Here is a 14907-nt window from a genome sequence, read left to right on the forward strand (position 1 = left end):
GGTCTAAAAAGGGTGCTTCGGCACCCTTTTTTATTCACTAAATCTATTAATAACGCATGTAATATTTGTTAAATAAGCCTTTATTTACCCCGCCCCTTCCCCGCACTACACTATGGCCTGCTTTTGAACTGAGGTGGTAATGAACGATTATAAAATGACGCCAGGCGAGCTCCGCGCGACCTGGGGCTTAGGGACTGTCTTCTCGCTACGGATGCTTGGCATGTTTATGGTCCTGCCTGTTCTGACCACGTACGGCATGGCGTTGCAGGGAGCCAGCGAGGCGCTGATTGGGCTCGCGATCGGCATCTACGGTCTGGCGCAGGCGGTCTTCCAGATCCCGTTTGGCCTGCTCTCGGATCGCGTTGGCCGAAAACCGCTGATTGTCGGCGGTCTGCTTATTTTTGTTCTTGGCAGCGTCATTGCCGCCCTCTCCCACTCTATCTGGGGCATTATTCTTGGCCGCGCCTTACAGGGTTCCGGCGCGATTGCCGCTGCCGTCATGGCGCTGCTGTCAGACCTCACCCGCGAGCAGAACCGTACGAAGGCGATGGCCTTTATCGGCGTCAGTTTTGGCGTCACCTTCGCCATTGCGATGGTGCTGGGCCCGATTATTACCCACACGCTCGGCCTGCACGCCCTGTTCTGGATGATTGCCGTGCTGGCGACCATCGGGATCGCGCTAACGCTTTGGGTTGTGCCGGACAGCAAAAATCACGTTCTGAACCGTGAATCCGGCATGGTGAAGGGCTGCTTCAGCAAAGTGCTGGTTGAACCGCGCCTGCTGAAGCTGAACTTCGGCATCATGTGTCTGCACATTCTGCTGATGTCGACCTTTGTCGCCCTGCCCGGCCAGCTTGCCGCGGCGGGTTTCCCGGCGGCTGAGCACTGGAAAATCTATCTGGTAACGATGCTGATTTCGTTTGTCTCCGTGGTGCCGTTCATCATCTATGCCGAAGTGAAGCGCAAAATGAAGCGCGTCTTCATTGGCTGCGTGGCGCTGTTGCTGATTGCCGAGATCGTGCTCTGGGGCTCCGGCCCGCACTTCTGGGAGCTGGTGGCAGGCGTACAGCTGTTCTTCCTGGCGTTTAACCTGATGGAAGCGCTGCTGCCTTCGCTTATCAGCAAAGAGTCTCCGGCCGGTTACAAAGGCACGGCGATGGGCATTTACTCCACCAGCCAGTTCCTCGGCGTGGCGATCGGCGGGTCGCTCGGCGGCTGGGTCGACGGTCTGTTTGATTCACAAACCGTGTTTCTTGCAGGCGCGCTGCTGGCAACAATCTGGCTGATGGTCGCCAGCACCATGAAAGAGCCGCGCTACGTAAGCAGCCTGCGGGTAGAAATCCCGGATGATGTAGAAATCAGCGATGCGCTGAAGCAGCGTCTGGAAGCAAGAGAGGGCGTGACAGAGGTGCTCATTGTCCCGGAAGAGCGCAGCGCTTATGTCAAAATAGACAGCAAAGTGACGAACCGCTTTGAGGTCGAGCAGGCGCTCAAAGCCTGAAAAAAAGCCCGGTTGAACCGGGCTTTTCTGTCTTAATCGCGGAAGTTTTTGAACTGGAACGGCTGTCCCAGATCCCCGCCGCGCACCAGCGCCATCACCGACTGGAGGTCATCACGAGATTTGCCGGTCACGCGAATTTCTTCGCCCTGGATCTGCGCCTGCACCTTCAGCTTGCTGTCTTTGATGAGCTTAACGATCTTCTTCTGCACCGCGCTCTCAATGCCCTGCTTCAGCTTCGCTTCCACAAACCAGTTTTTACCGCTGTGCACAAACTCGTCCGGTACATCGAGAGACGTTCCTTCAATGCCGCGTTTTAACAGCTTGGCACGCAGAATGTCGAGCAGCTGATTCACCTGGAAATCTGACTCGCTCAGCACTTTAATGGTCTTATTTGCGTCGTTCAGCTCAAACGACGCCTCAACGCCACGAAAATCGAAACGTGACTCAACTTCGCGGGTTGCGTTCTCAACGCCGTTGCGAACTTCCTGGATATCAACTTCGGAAACAATATCGAAAGATGGCATCTTTTCTTCTCCCTTCACTTTTGTTGCGTTGCATAATACCCGCTACGAGGCATAACTCAACAGAAGCTTAGCTGTATAATTAAGCTGTAACACCTGGCGCAGTTGCAGGTGAGGAGGAACAATGAAAATTACGGTGCTCGGATGCGGAGCGCTTGGCCAGCTGTGGCTGACCGCACTGTGCAAGCACGGACATGAGGTTCAGGGCTGGCTGCGCGTGCCCCAGCCCTATTGCAGCGTTAATCTGATAGGTGAAGACGGAAGCATTTTTAACGAATCTCTCACCGCGAACGATCCTGATTTCCTCGCGCAAAGCGACCTGCTGCTGGTGACGCTCAAGGCGTGGCAGGTCTCGGATGCGGTAAAGACATTGGCCGCGCAGCTCCCCCCCACGTCCCCCATTCTGCTGCTGCATAACGGCATGGGGACACTTGACGAGTTGCAAAGCGTTCCACAGCCCATGCTGATGGCGACCACCACGCACGCTGCACGTCGCGACGGCAATATCATCGTGCATGTCGCCAGCGGCGTGACGCATATCGGTCCGGCCCGCGAGCAGGACGGCGATTACAGCTATCTGGCCGATGTCCTGCAAAAGGTGTTGCCGGACGTGGCCTGGCACAACAACATTCGCCCTCAGCTATGGCGCAAGCTGGCGGTAAACTGCGTGATCAACCCGCTGACGGCGCTGTGGGACTGCCCGAACGGCGAGCTAAAAAACCATCCGCAGGAGATAGCGACGCTGTGTGGAGAAGTGGCTTCGGTGGTGGAGCGCGAAGGCTTGCACACCTCGGCGGATGATTTACGCTATTATGTCGAGCAGGTGATTGATAGCACGGCAGAAAATATCTCTTCGATGCTGCAGGACGTTCGTGCGTTACGCCACACCGAAATCGACTACATCACCGGCTATCTGCTAAAGCGCGCCCGTGCGCACGGTATCGCGGTCCCTGAAAACGCCCGCCTGTACGATCAGGTTAAACGTAAGGAGAATGAGTATGAGCGCGTCAGCACTGGTATGCCTCGCCCCTGGTAGCGAAGAGATGGAAGCCGTCACTACTATCGACTTAATGGTGCGGGGCGGTATCACGGTGATCACCGCCAGCGTTGCCAGCGACGGCAATCTCGCGGTCACCTGTTCGCGTGGGGTGAAAATCCTGGCGGACGCACCGCTTGTTCAGGTGGCTGACGGCGATTACGACATTATCGTCCTGCCCGGTGGCCTGAAAGGGGCGGAATGTTTTCGCGACAGCCCGCTGCTGGTCGAGACCGTGCGTCAGTTTCATCTGTCGGGGCGTATCGTCGCAACCATCTGCGCTGCCGCCGGAACGGTTCTGATTCCGCACGACATCTTCCCCATCGGCAATATGACCGGTTTCCCGGGGCTGAAGGACACGATCCCGGAAGATCATTGGGTGGATAAACGCGTCGTCTGGGATCCGCGCGTTAACCTGCTGACCAGCCAGGGACCGGGCACCGCAATTGATTTTGGCTTAAAAATTATTGACCTGCTGGTCGGGCGCGAGAAGGCGTACGAAGTGGCGTCATCGCTGGTGATGCCGGCGGGGATTTATAATTATTACGAATAGGTGTTCTCCCTCTCCCACAGGGAGAGGGCCGGGGTGAGGGCAACAGGCCGCACTCCCCGGCAATACACTACGGACGATACACCTTCACATTCGCAAAGCCCTGCTCGCGCAGATACAGCGCCTGCAGGCGGCTCATCACCCCGCGCTCACACCACAGCAGGTAGGTTTTGCTCTGATCGAGGTCGCCAAACTTCGTGCTCAGCTTGTAGAACGGCAGAGAAACCACGTCGACGCCTTCAACCTTCAGCGGCTTATCATCCTGCTCGTCAATGGAGCGGATATCCAGAATCGCGTCGTTAGCGCCGAAACCGCTTACGGTTTCAACTTCAACGACTTCCTGCTCGGTCTGCTGAGCAATCTCGCGGATGTCAATGTTGGACGCTTCCGCCACCACTTTTTCCAGGATGCTGAAATCGAAGTTCTCTTCTTCCGCTTCGATCTTCGCCTTCACCGCTTTCACCGTTGGGCTTTTTGAGATCACGCCGCAGTATTCCGGCATGGTACGGGCAAAATCTTCGGTGCCGATTTCGCGCGCCAGGTCGATGATGTGCTCTTTATCATGGGAGATCAGCGGACGCAGGATCAGCGTATCAGACACATTGTCGATCAGACGCAGGTTGGTCAGCGTCTGGCTGGAGACCTGGCCCAGCGCTTCGCCGGTGACCAGCGCCTGCACGCCGTAACGCTCGGCGACTTTGGACGCCGCGCGCACCATCATACGTTTCAGGATCACGCCCATCTGGCCGTCGTCCACTTTTTCGAGGATTTCGCCGACCACGGGTTCGAAGTTAATCGCCACAAAACGCACGCGGTGGGAGCTGCCGAAGCGGTTCCACAGGTAATGCGCCACCTGACGAACGCCGATTTCGTGCGCCGCGCCGCCCAGGTTGAAGAAGCAGTAGTGCACGCGGCAGCCGCGACGCATCAGCATATAGCTGGAAACGCCGGAGTCGAACCCGCCGGAGATCAGGGACAATACGTCTTCCTGGGTGCCGATCGGGAAACCGCCGATACCTTCGTAGCGCCCTTTTACCAGCAGCAGGCGATCGTTTTCGATCTCCAGGTTCACGGTCACGTCCGGGTTAGTCAGACGTACGCGCGCCGTTTCAACGTGCTGGTTCAAACCGCCGCCGACGTAACGTTCCACTTCAATAGAGCTGAATTCGTGCTTACCGCGACGCTTCACACGCACGCAGAAGGTTTTGCCTTCGATCTGGTCGCGGTACTGGACCAGCGCTTTTTCGAAGATGTCATGCATATCGCTGAACGGAACATCTTCCACTTCCAGGATATGGTGGATCCCAGGAATACGGGTCAGCGCATCGCGAATATCCTGACGTTTGTTTTCGTCTTTGGCGCGCACCTCCACATGATCCCAGTGGCGCACTACGGCGAGGGTTTCGTCGTAGTGCTTTAATACGTTACGAATGTTCCCGGTGAGAATTTTAATAAAGCGCAAACGCACAGATTGGCTTTTGATGGTGATTTCAGGGAACAATTTAATGATAAACTTCATGGCGGCAATGTTTCTTAGGCAAGCGTATTAAGGCTTGTAATGGAAAAGAGTACAGCAGCCCACACCCGTGGCTGCATCCAGGCGCGCAAGTATACCACCATCGCGCCGCTCCTGTGCACATTGCGCGTTATTTGCTTATCCGCCCGAGTCCGTTACCATATCAGGGCTGAGAATATAAGAGTCAATTCACTATGCCGAAGAAGAACGACGCACCGGCCAGTTTTGAAACTGCGCTGAGTGAACTGGAGCAAATCGTTACCCGTCTTGAAAGCGGCGATCTCCCGCTGGAAGAGGCGCTCAACGAATTCGAACGTGGCGTGCAGCTGGCGCGACAGGGGCAGGTCAAACTGCAGCAGGCCGAGCAGCGCGTGCAGATCCTGCTTTCCGACAGCGAAGACGCGAAAACCACGCCTTTCACACCGGACGCCGAGTAAATGGATTTTGCCAACGAGCTTCAGGCGCGCGTCGTGCGTGCCAACGACGCCCTGCGCCGATTTATTGCGCCACAGCCTTTTCAGAACACTCCACTGGTTGAAGCCATGCACTATGGCGCACTCTTGGGTGGAAAGCGCCTGCGCCCGTTCCTGGTGTACGCCACCGGCAATATGTTTGGTATCAGCGATAACACGCTGGACGCCCCGGCAGCCGCTGTGGAGTGCATCCACGCTTATTCGCTGATCCACGACGATCTCCCGGCCATGGACGATGACGATCTGCGCCGGGGTCAGCCAACCTGCCACATTAAGTTTGGCGAGGCGAATGCCATTCTGGCGGGGGATGCCCTGCAGACGCTGGCGTTCTCGATTCTGAGCGACGCGCCGATGGCGGAAGTGGCTGACCGTGACCGCCTGGCGATGATCTCCGAACTGGCGATGGCCAGCGGCGTGGCTGGCATGTGCGGCGGACAGGCGCTGGATCTTGAAGCGGAAGGACGTCAGGTTAATCTGGAACAGCTGGAGCGTATTCATCGCCATAAAACGGGCGCACTTATTCGTTCCGCCGTTCGCCTGGGCGCGCTGAGCGCGGGTGAGCAAGGGCGCAAAGCCCTGCCGATTCTGGACAGATACGCAGAAAGTATCGGTTTGGCATTCCAGGTTCAGGATGACATTCTGGATGTGGTGGGCGATACTGCAACATTGGGTAAACGTCAGGGTGCCGACCAGCAGCTTGGCAAAAGTACCTACCCCGCCCTGCTGGGTCTTGAGCAAGCCCAACGTAAAGCCCGGGATCTGATAGACGATGCCCGCCAGTCGCTAAATGAACTGGCCGCGCAATCGCTGGATACCTCGGCACTGGAAGCGCTAGCGGACTATATAATCCAGCGTGATAAATAAACTATATATCTCGATGAGCCTTTGATGAGTTTTGATATTGCCAAATACCCGACACTGGCGTTAGTTGACTCCACCCAGGAGTTACGTCTGCTGCCGAAAGAGAGCCTGCCGAAGCTGTGCGACGAGCTGCGTCGCTACCTGCTCGACAGCGTAAGCCGCTCCAGCGGCCATTTCGCCTCCGGGCTTGGCACGGTAGAGCTGACCGTGGCGCTGCACTACGTCTATAACACGCCGTTCGATCAGCTTATCTGGGACGTGGGCCACCAGGCCTATCCGCACAAAATTCTGACCGGACGTCGCGATAAAATTGGCACTATTCGTCAGAAAGGCGGCCTGCATCCGTTTCCGTGGCGCGGTGAGAGCGAGTTTGACGTGCTCAGCGTCGGCCACTCTTCCACCTCCATTTCCGCCGGCATCGGTATTGCCGTTGCCGCCGAAAAAGAGAACAAGCAGCGCCGCACCGTCTGCGTGATTGGCGACGGCGCGATCACCGCCGGGATGGCCTTCGAGGCCATGAACCACGCGGGCGATATCAAGCCGGACATGCTGGTTATCCTTAACGATAACGAAATGTCGATCTCCGAGAACGTCGGCGCGCTGAACAACCATCTGGCGCAGCTGCTTTCCGGCAAGCTCTACTCGTCGCTACGCGAAGGCGGCAAGAAAGTCTTCTCCGGCGTACCGCCGATTAAAGAGCTGCTCAAGCGCACCGAAGAACACATCAAAGGCATGGTCGTGCCCGGCACGCTGTTTGAGGAGCTGGGCTTTAACTACATCGGCCCGGTTGACGGCCACGACGTGCTGGGGCTGGTGACCACGCTCAAGAACATGCGCGACCTGAAAGGCCCGCAGTTCCTGCATATTATGACCAAAAAGGGTCGTGGTTACGAACCGGCGGAAAAAGATCCGATCACCTTCCACGCGGTGCCGAAATTCGACCCGTCCAGCGGCTGCCTGCCGAAAAGCAGCGGCGGTATGCCGAGCTATTCTAAAATCTTCGGCGACTGGCTGTGCGAAACCGCTGCGAAAGACAACAAGCTGATGGCGATTACCCCGGCTATGCGCGAAGGCTCCGGCATGGTGGAGTTCTCCAGAAAATACCCTGACCAGTATTTCGACGTGGCGATTGCCGAGCAGCATGCGGTGACGTTTGCAGCGGGCCTGGCGATTGGCGGCTATAAACCGGTTGTGGCGATTTACTCCACTTTCCTGCAGCGCGCCTACGATCAGGTGATCCACGACGTGGCGATTCAGAAGCTGCCGGTACTGTTTGCCATCGACCGCGCGGGCATCGTCGGTGCCGACGGCCAGACGCACCAGGGCGCGTTTGACCTGTCGTTCCTGCGCTGTATTCCGGATATGGTTGTTATGACGCCAAGTGACGAGAACGAATGCCGTCAGATGCTGTTCACCGGCTACCACTATCAGGATGGCCCAAGCGCCGTTCGCTACCCGCGCGGCAATGCGGTGGGCGTCGAGCTGCAGCCGCTGGAAAAACTGCCGATCGGTAAAGGTCTGGTGAAGCGTCGCGGTGAAAAAGTGGCGATCCTGAACTTCGGCACGCTGATGCCAGAGGCCGCGAAAGTGGCTGAAACGCTGAATGCCACCCTGGTGGATATGCGCTTTGTGAAGCCGCTGGATGAATCCCTGATTCTGAGCATGGCGGAAAGCCACGACGTGCTGGTCACGCTGGAAGAAAACGCCATTATGGGCGGCGCGGGCAGCGGCGTGAACGAGGTGCTGATGGCAAACCGTAAGGCCGTTCCGGTGCTCAATCTCGGCCTGCCGGATCATTTCATTCCTCAGGGTACGCAGGATGAAGCCCGTGCGGCTATTGGCCTGGACGCAACTGGCATAGAAGCCAAAATCCGCACCTGGCTGGCATAACCCCTTCCCCCTTTTCCGCTCCTGCTATGCTTAAACCTGGTGTTTAAACAGCAGGAGCGGACAGTGCAATACACAACTTTAGGAAAAACCGACCTCAAGGTTTCCCGGCTTTGTCTGGGATGCATGACCTTTGGCGAACCCGATCGGGGAAACCACGCCTGGACGCTGCCGGAAGAGAGCAGTCGTCCGATTATCAAACGCGCCATTGAAGGCGGCATTAATTTCTTCGACACCGCCAATAGCTACTCCGACGGCAGCAGCGAGGAGATTGTTGGCCGCGCCCTGCGCGATTTTGCCCGTCGTGAGGACATCGTCGTCGCCACCAAGGTTTACTACCCGTCAGGCGATCTGACTGAAGGCCTTTCTCGCGCGCAGATCCTGCGCTCCATTGATGACAGCCTCAGACGCCTGAACATGGATTACGTCGACCTGCTGCAAATTCACCGCTGGGATTACAACACGCCGATTGAAGAGACGCTTGAAGCGCTGAACGATGTCGTGAAAGCGGGTAAAGCGCGCTATATCGGCGCGTCATCTATGCATGCGTCGCAATTTGCTCAGGCGCTCGATCTCCAGGCGCAGCACGGCTGGGCGCGCTTTGTCACCATGCAGGATCACTACAACCTGATTTACCGGGAAGAAGAACGTGAGATGCTGCCGCTCTGCTACCAGGAAGGCGTGGCGGTGATCCCGTGGAGCCCGCTGGCGCGCGGACGCTTAACCCGTCCGTGGGGAGAAACTACGGCTCGTCTGGTATCGGATGAAGTGGGAAAAAATCTTTATTCCGGAACAGAGGCCAGCGATGCGCTAATTGCCGAACGCTTAGCCGGGATCGCCGACGATACCGGAGCCACCCGCGCACAGGTGGCGCTGGCATGGCTGCTGAGCAAGCGCGGGGTTGCGGCACCGATTATTGGCACGTCGCGGGAAGAACAGCTGGATGAGCTGCTGAATGCGGTGGATATCACGCTGACGCCGGAGCAGATTGCCGAGCTGGAGACGCCGTATCAGCCGCATCCAGTCGTGGGGTTTAAGTAATCGAATCCGCAGGCCGGGTAAGGCGTAGCCGCCACCCGGCAATACAAAGGCACAACATCACGCGAAGTGATCGTACCCTTTCCAGTCCAGCGTAACGGGCGCACCGTCTTTCACAAACTTCAGCCCTTCGCTCTCGGGCATGATCTGACCGATGCAGGTAAATTTCGCGCCGAGATGCGCTAACGCCACGTCCAGCGTTCCACGGTTGAGCTCAGGAACGGTGAAGCACAGTTCGTAATCCTCGCCGCCGGATAACGTCCAGCGCAGCGCCTGCTCAGGCTCTACATGGCGAAGCAGTTGCTCAGACAGCGGGAACAGGTCCAGGTCAACGCGCGCCCCCACCCCGCTGGCCTTCAGGATATGGCCGAGGTCCGAGATGAGACCGTCAGAGAGATCGATAGCCGAGCTTGCCCGTTCACGCAGCGCCTGGCCGTGCAGAATACGCGGCGTCGGGCGCAGGTGACGCTTCACCAGATACGCCGCATCATCGGCATCTTCAACCGTTAAACGATTCTGAAGAATGGCCAGCCCTGCCGCGCTGTCACCCGGCGTGCCGGTCACGTAGATCCAGTCGCCAGGTTTTGCGCCCGAGCGCTTGAGCGCCCGGCCAAACGGCACGTAGCCGTGGATCGCCAGCGTCATCGACAGCGGCCCGGCGGTCGTATCACCGCCAATCAGCTGCATATCGTAGTAATTCAGCTGTTCAAACAGCGCGTCGCTAAACGCTTCCAGCCAGGCTTCATCCACCTCTGGCAGCGTCAGTGCCAGCGTCAGCCAGGCAGGATCAGCGCCCATTGCGGCCAGATCGCTGACATTCACCGCCAGCGCTTTATACGCCAGATCCGCAGGATCGATATCCGGTAAGAAATGACGTCCGCACACTAAGGTGTCGGTGCTGATTGCCAGCGTCTGTTTTTCGGGAATGTTGAGAAGTGCGCAGTCATCGCCAATGCCAGTTTCAACATCAAGACGAGAGGTTCTGACACGGTCGAAATAACGGGCAATCAGGGAGAATTCGCCGCATGCCATACGTTATGCCTCAGCAAATAAAAGAAAAAACCGGAGCCGCACTGCCCGTCAGGCAATGCAGAACTCCGGTTTGCGGATCACTTTTTGTGGGGACGGATCGCAGGTGCTGCTTTATCAAGTACGCCGTTTACAAACTTGTGGCTGTCTTCAGCGCCGAAGGTTTTCGCCAGTTCGATCGCTTCGTTGATGGCCACTTTGTACGGCACATCATCACGTTTAGACAGCTCAAACAGCGCGATACGCAACACTGCTTTTTCCACCTGGCCCAGCTCTTCGAGCAGACGAGACAGGTATGGCTTCATCAGACCATCGAGATACGCGCTATTAGTCGCCACTCCCGACAGCAGTTCACGGAAGTACAGAACGTCAACGTCTTTCACGTCCTGTTCTGACAGGAACTGGTATTCAACATCAGCGATGTCGTTCTGGGACAACTGCCAGGAGTAAAGTGCCTGAACGGCACATTCACGGGCGCGGCGACGAGCAGCAGGTTTCACGGAATTCCCCTTACAAAAAAATCAGGCCTTAATGGCTTTCAATACATTGATCATTTCAAGCGCGGTCAGTGCAGCTTCTGCACCTTTGTTACCGGCTTTGGTGCCAGCACGTTCGATGGCTTGTTCAATACTTTCGGTGGTCAGCACGCCGAACGCGACAGGAATTTCAGCATCCTGCGCAACGTGTGCCAGACCGTTGCTTGCACCGCCCGCAACGTATTCGAAGTGCGCAGTGCCGCCACGAATAACAGTACCCAGCGCAATCACCGCGTCGTATTTACCGGTTTTCGCCAGCGCACCCGCCGCCAGTGGCAGTTCGTAAGCGCCTGGAACCCAAACAACGGTAATGTTGTCATCTTTAACCTGGCCGATACGTTTCAGGGCGTCAATCGCACCTTCCAGCAGGCTGTCGTTGATGAAGTTGTTGAAACGCGCAATGGTGATGGCGACGCGAGCGTCCGGGGTAGCTACAGCAGCTTCAATAATGTTCATACTCTTCCTTTACGGGTTCATTTGGCCCCGCAGGGGGGCGGATTTTATCATAATACTTTGCGCACTGCTTCCCTATTTCGGGAGCAATTACGCTGTCGTTAAATGGAGGCAAACATCCGGACCCACCGGACGAATCTCGCTGAATGTGAGTTGCGGTGCGTCGGCCAGTTTTTCAAGGCCGGGCAGCACAAACAGGCCGCGCGCGTCCTGACCTAACAGTTTAGGCGCAACGTAGACGAGCAGTTCATCCACCAGCCCCGCCTGGAGCAGCGCCCCGGCAAGCGTCGGACCGGCTTCGACCCAGATGCTGTTCACCTGCTGCTTACCGAGCAGCATCATCAGCACCACGAGATCCAGATGCCCGTTATGCTCCGGCACCATAATGCTGCGCACGCCTTCCGGCCACTCGCGCGTATCTTCTTTGGTGCGCGCAATCCAGGTTTCCCCCGGCTGCTGCACGATACGGTGCTGCGGCGTCACGCGGTTCTGGCTATCAATAATAATACGCAGCGGCTGGCGCAGGTTCTCCTGCGGATAAAGCGCCTGGGTATCGGCATTCAGTTCGTCCCAGCGCACGATCATGGCCGGATCGTCAGCGAGAACCGTTTCACTGCTGGTGAGGATAGCATGGCTTTGCGCGCGCAGGCGTTGCACATCGCGCCTTGCCTGCGGCGAGGTGATCCACTGGCTTTCACCGTTTGCCATCGCCGTACGGCCGTCCAGCGAAGCGCCCAGCTTGAGCTGAATATACGGAAAACCGGTGCGCATGCGCTTCAGGAAGCCTTTATTCAGAGCTTCCGCATCCTGCATCATCAGCCCATGGCTGACGTCGATCCCTTCCTGCTGCAGGCGATACAATCCACGCCCGGCGACCTGTGGATTCGGATCCTGCATCGCTGCCACCACGCGAGCCACGCCCGCCGCGATCAGCGCTTCACAGCACGGCGGCGTGCGCCCGTGATGGCTGCAGGGCTCGAGCGTCACGTAGGCCGTGGCGCCGCGCGCCTTCTCGCCCGCCATGCGCAACGCATGCACTTCTGCATGCGGCTCACCCGCGCGATGGTGATAACCTTCCCCCACGATTTCGCCATCTTTCACGATAACGCACCCGACGTTCGGGTTGGGATGGGTAGTAAAACGACCGCGCTGCGCCAGCTTCATGGCTCGCGACATGTACATCTCATCGTGCATGAGCTTAATCCTGTAAGCGGGCGATCTCTTCGCCAAACTCTTTAATGTCTTCAAAGCTGCGGTAGACCGAGGCAAAGCGGATGTAGGCAACTTTATCGAGCTTTTTCAGCTGCTCCATCACCAGGTTGCCGATCATTTTGCTCGGCACCTCGCGCTCACCCAGGCCACGGAGATACGATTTAATGTGGTTTAACGCCATTTCGACATCGTCTGCGCTGACGGGGCGTTTTTCGAGGGCTTTTAGCATCCCGCTGCGCAGCTTTTCTTCGTTGAACGGCTCGCGCACGTCGTTGCTTTTCACCACGCGCGGCATTACCAGCTCTGCAACCTCAAAGGTCGTGAAACGCTCGTTGCACACCAGACACTGCCGACGACGGCGTACAGAAGACCCTTCGCCCACAAGACGAGAGTCGATGACTTTGGTATCCACAGCGGAGCAGAATGGGCAATGCATACGGTATCCCTGTTATCCGGTTAACTGATTTTCATTTTACCCTGATCTGGCCCGACAACAAAGGAAGAGCTTTTTGAGACAAAGGATCTATGTCTGGCGGTACGTTGCTGGCTACCATTATATGGATCCGTTATTTCAAGGAAATAAACGCTATGACAAGACGTTACCTGAAAATTTTACTGGTGGGGAGCCTCTTCACCCTCAGTGCCTGCGCACAGCAAACCGAAGTCCGCCAGATGAAACAGAGTGTGAACACGCTCAATACGGCAATGGACAAACTGAACAAAGAAACGGTCAAGATCACCCAGCAAAACGCGCTGAACGCGAAATCCACCAGCGGGGTATATCTGCTGCCGGGGGCAAATACACCCGCCCTGCTTAACAGCCAGATTGGCACGCTGAAAATGTCGCTGGTGAACGTGGCGGCGAATGCGGATGGTACGCGCGCAACATTGCGTATTCATGGCGAATCAAACGATCCGCTGCCCGCCTTTAGCGGCACCGTTGAGTGGGGCCAGATCCAGGGCACCACGGAGAGCTACCAGGAAGTGAACGTGAAGAACCAGCTTTTTACCGCCCCGGCCAGCGTTCTGGCACCCAGCGATGTGGATATTCCGCTTCAGCTAAGAGGCCTTACGCCTGAGCAGTTAGGCTTTATCCGCATTCACGATATCCAACCCGCCGCGCAGTAATTCCTTCCTTTTGGGCGGAGTGAAATGTCACTCCGCTAACATTTACATTTCGTATGGATTGGCAACATAAATGATTGCCGCTACAATCCCGGCCGTTTAAAGTACGCAAACGTGAACGCAATCGATTACGCGTGTGAGAGATATGTGAAACAACACATATTTTTGTGAGCAGGGATTCCTATAATAGGCACCGCAGAAACACGAAATATTTAGAAACGCAATTCGCGCATTTTTCACTCCCGGAAGGGAATTTCAATCAGTGGCATGATTATGAAAAAAACATTACTCGCAGCTGGCGCCGTGCTGGCACTGTCCTCCTCTTTCACTGTTAACGCAGCGGAAAACGACAAACCACAATACCTCTCCGACTGGTGGCACCAGAGCGTTAACGTGGTTGGTAGCTACCACACCCGTTTCGGACCGCAGATCCGCAACGATACCTACCTGGAATATGAAGCGTTCGCCAAAAAAGACTGGTTTGATTTCTACGGCTATATGGATGCTCCGGTCTTTTTCGGCGGTAACACCGATGCAAAAGGTATCTGGAACCACGGTTCTCCGCTGTTTATGGAAATCGAACCACGTTTCTCTATTGATAAGCTGACGGGCACCAGCCTGGCGTTTGGTCCGTTTAAAGAGTGGTACTTCGCAAACAACTATATCTACGACATGGGGCGCAACGAGTCCGGTCGTCAGAGCACCTGGTATATGGGTCTGGGTACCGACATCGACACCGGCCTGCCAATGAGCCTGTCCCTGAACGTATACGCGAAATATCAGTGGCAGAACTACGGTGCTGAAAACCAGAATGAGTGGGATGGCTACCGTTTCAAAGTGAAATACTTTGTGCCAATTACCCAACTGTGGGGCGGCAACCTGAGCTATATCGGCTTCACCAACTTCGACTGGGGTTCAGATCTGGGCGATAAGAGCGGTTACGCAGAGAACGGCATCAAACAGCGTACCAACGACTCTATCGCCTCCAGCCACATCCTGGCGCTGAACTACGATCACTGGCACTACTCTGTTGTTGCGCGTTACTGGCACAACGGTGGCCAGTGGAACGACGACGCCGACCTGAACTGGATGAAAGAAAACGTCCGTTCTACCGGTTGGGGTGGTTACCTGGTCGTAGGTTATAACTTCTAATCAGTGCGGGACCGTGC

16 protein-coding genes are annotated in these 14907 nt (G+C 56.5%); 9 read left to right on the forward strand and 7 right to left on the reverse strand.

The annotated features are described in order from the left end of the window. Positions 1-139 precede the first annotated feature (139 nt). Positions 140-1501, forward strand: a complete 1362-nt coding sequence (locus D5066_RS04970) for an MFS transporter (protein WP_119915244.1) — start codon at positions 140-142, stop codon at positions 1499-1501. A 32-nt stretch (positions 1502-1533) separates the two neighbouring features. On the opposite strand, the gene D5066_RS04975 is transcribed toward D5066_RS04970, so the two are convergent. Beyond that, positions 1534-2025: a YajQ family cyclic di-GMP-binding protein gene (locus tag D5066_RS04975; RefSeq protein ID WP_023293165.1), complete on the reverse strand. Its 492-nt coding sequence runs from the start codon at positions 2023-2025 to the stop codon at positions 1534-1536. Between the two features lie 121 nt (positions 2026-2146). Here D5066_RS04975 and panE point away from each other — a divergent pair, with 121 nt between their 5' ends. Next, the gene (panE, locus tag D5066_RS04980) at positions 2147-3058 is read left to right on the forward strand and encodes a 2-dehydropantoate 2-reductase (RefSeq protein ID WP_119915245.1); all 912 of its coding nucleotides are present in this window, start codon (positions 2147-2149) and stop codon (positions 3056-3058) included. Continuing rightward, entirely contained in the window at positions 3021-3611 is a 591-nt protein-coding gene (gene yajL, locus D5066_RS04985) for a protein deglycase YajL (protein ID WP_119915246.1), read from the forward strand. The genes panE and yajL overlap by 38 nt, the downstream gene beginning before the upstream one ends. A 67-nt stretch (positions 3612-3678) precedes the next feature. Here the strand turns inward: yajL and thiI are convergent, their stop codons facing one another. Beyond that, positions 3679-5127, reverse strand: a complete 1449-nt coding sequence (thiI, locus tag D5066_RS04990) for a tRNA uracil 4-sulfurtransferase ThiI (protein WP_080328069.1) — start codon at positions 5125-5127, stop codon at positions 3679-3681. A 191-nt stretch (positions 5128-5318) separates the two neighbouring features. Between thiI and xseB the strand changes: the two genes are divergently transcribed. The 4 genes from xseB (at position 5319) to D5066_RS05010 (ending at position 9386) form a co-directional block, all read left to right on the forward strand. Beyond that, positions 5319-5561, forward strand: a complete 243-nt coding sequence (gene xseB, locus D5066_RS04995; RefSeq protein WP_008503331.1) for an exodeoxyribonuclease VII small subunit — start codon at positions 5319-5321, stop codon at positions 5559-5561. After that, the gene (ispA, locus tag D5066_RS05000) at positions 5562-6461 is read left to right on the forward strand and encodes a (2E,6E)-farnesyl diphosphate synthase (protein WP_008503332.1); all 900 of its coding nucleotides are present in this window, start codon (positions 5562-5564) and stop codon (positions 6459-6461) included. Positions 6462-6485: 24 nt separating this feature from the next. Further along, positions 6486-8348 carry a 1-deoxy-D-xylulose-5-phosphate synthase gene (gene dxs, locus D5066_RS05005; protein ID WP_119915247.1) on the forward strand — a complete coding sequence of 621 codons (1863 nt, stop codon included), beginning with the start codon at positions 6486-6488 and terminating at the stop codon, positions 8346-8348. A 63-nt stretch (positions 8349-8411) separates the two neighbouring features. Next, a complete protein-coding gene (locus D5066_RS05010) occupies positions 8412-9386 on the forward strand; it encodes an aldo/keto reductase (protein WP_119915248.1) in 975 nt (324 codons plus the stop codon). 57 nt (positions 9387-9443) lie between these two features. Here the strand turns inward: D5066_RS05010 and thiL are convergent, their stop codons facing one another. The 5 genes from thiL to nrdR all read right to left on the reverse strand — a co-directional run bounded on the left by thiL (position 9444) and on the right by nrdR (position 13049). Beyond that, positions 9444-10415, reverse strand: a complete 972-nt coding sequence (gene thiL / locus D5066_RS05015; protein WP_119915249.1) for a thiamine-phosphate kinase — start codon at positions 10413-10415, stop codon at positions 9444-9446. Positions 10416-10492: 77 nt separating this feature from the next. Further along, entirely contained in the window at positions 10493-10912 is a 420-nt protein-coding gene (gene nusB / locus D5066_RS05020) for a transcription antitermination factor NusB (RefSeq protein WP_006809908.1), read from the reverse strand. Between the two features lie 21 nt (positions 10913-10933). Then, positions 10934-11404, reverse strand: coding sequence for a 6,7-dimethyl-8-ribityllumazine synthase (gene ribH / locus D5066_RS05025; RefSeq protein ID WP_006176874.1), 471 nt, complete (start codon positions 11402-11404; stop codon positions 10934-10936). Positions 11405-11491: 87 nt separating this feature from the next. Then, a complete protein-coding gene (gene ribD, locus D5066_RS05030; protein WP_119915250.1) occupies positions 11492-12595 on the reverse strand; it encodes a bifunctional diaminohydroxyphosphoribosylaminopyrimidine deaminase/5-amino-6-(5-phosphoribosylamino)uracil reductase RibD in 1104 nt (367 codons plus the stop codon). Positions 12596-12599: 4 nt separating this feature from the next. Continuing rightward, entirely contained in the window at positions 12600-13049 is a 450-nt protein-coding gene (gene nrdR, locus D5066_RS05035; RefSeq protein WP_008503337.1) for a transcriptional regulator NrdR, read from the reverse strand. Between the two features lie 152 nt (positions 13050-13201). Here nrdR and D5066_RS05040 point away from each other — a divergent pair, with 152 nt between their 5' ends. Both D5066_RS05040 and D5066_RS05045 read left to right on the forward strand, forming a co-directional pair. Then, entirely contained in the window at positions 13202-13741 is a 540-nt protein-coding gene (locus D5066_RS05040; RefSeq protein ID WP_119915251.1) for a SadB/YajI family lipoprotein, read from the forward strand. Positions 13742-14011: 270 nt separating this feature from the next. Further along, the gene (locus D5066_RS05045; protein ID WP_080328174.1) at positions 14012-14890 is read left to right on the forward strand and encodes a nucleoside-specific channel-forming protein Tsx; all 879 of its coding nucleotides are present in this window, start codon (positions 14012-14014) and stop codon (positions 14888-14890) included. The last annotated feature ends 17 nt before the right edge of the window (positions 14891-14907 follow it).

Source organism: Enterobacter chuandaensis (assembly GCF_003594915.1).
Taxonomy (GTDB): domain Bacteria; phylum Pseudomonadota; class Gammaproteobacteria; order Enterobacterales; family Enterobacteriaceae; genus Enterobacter; species Enterobacter chuandaensis.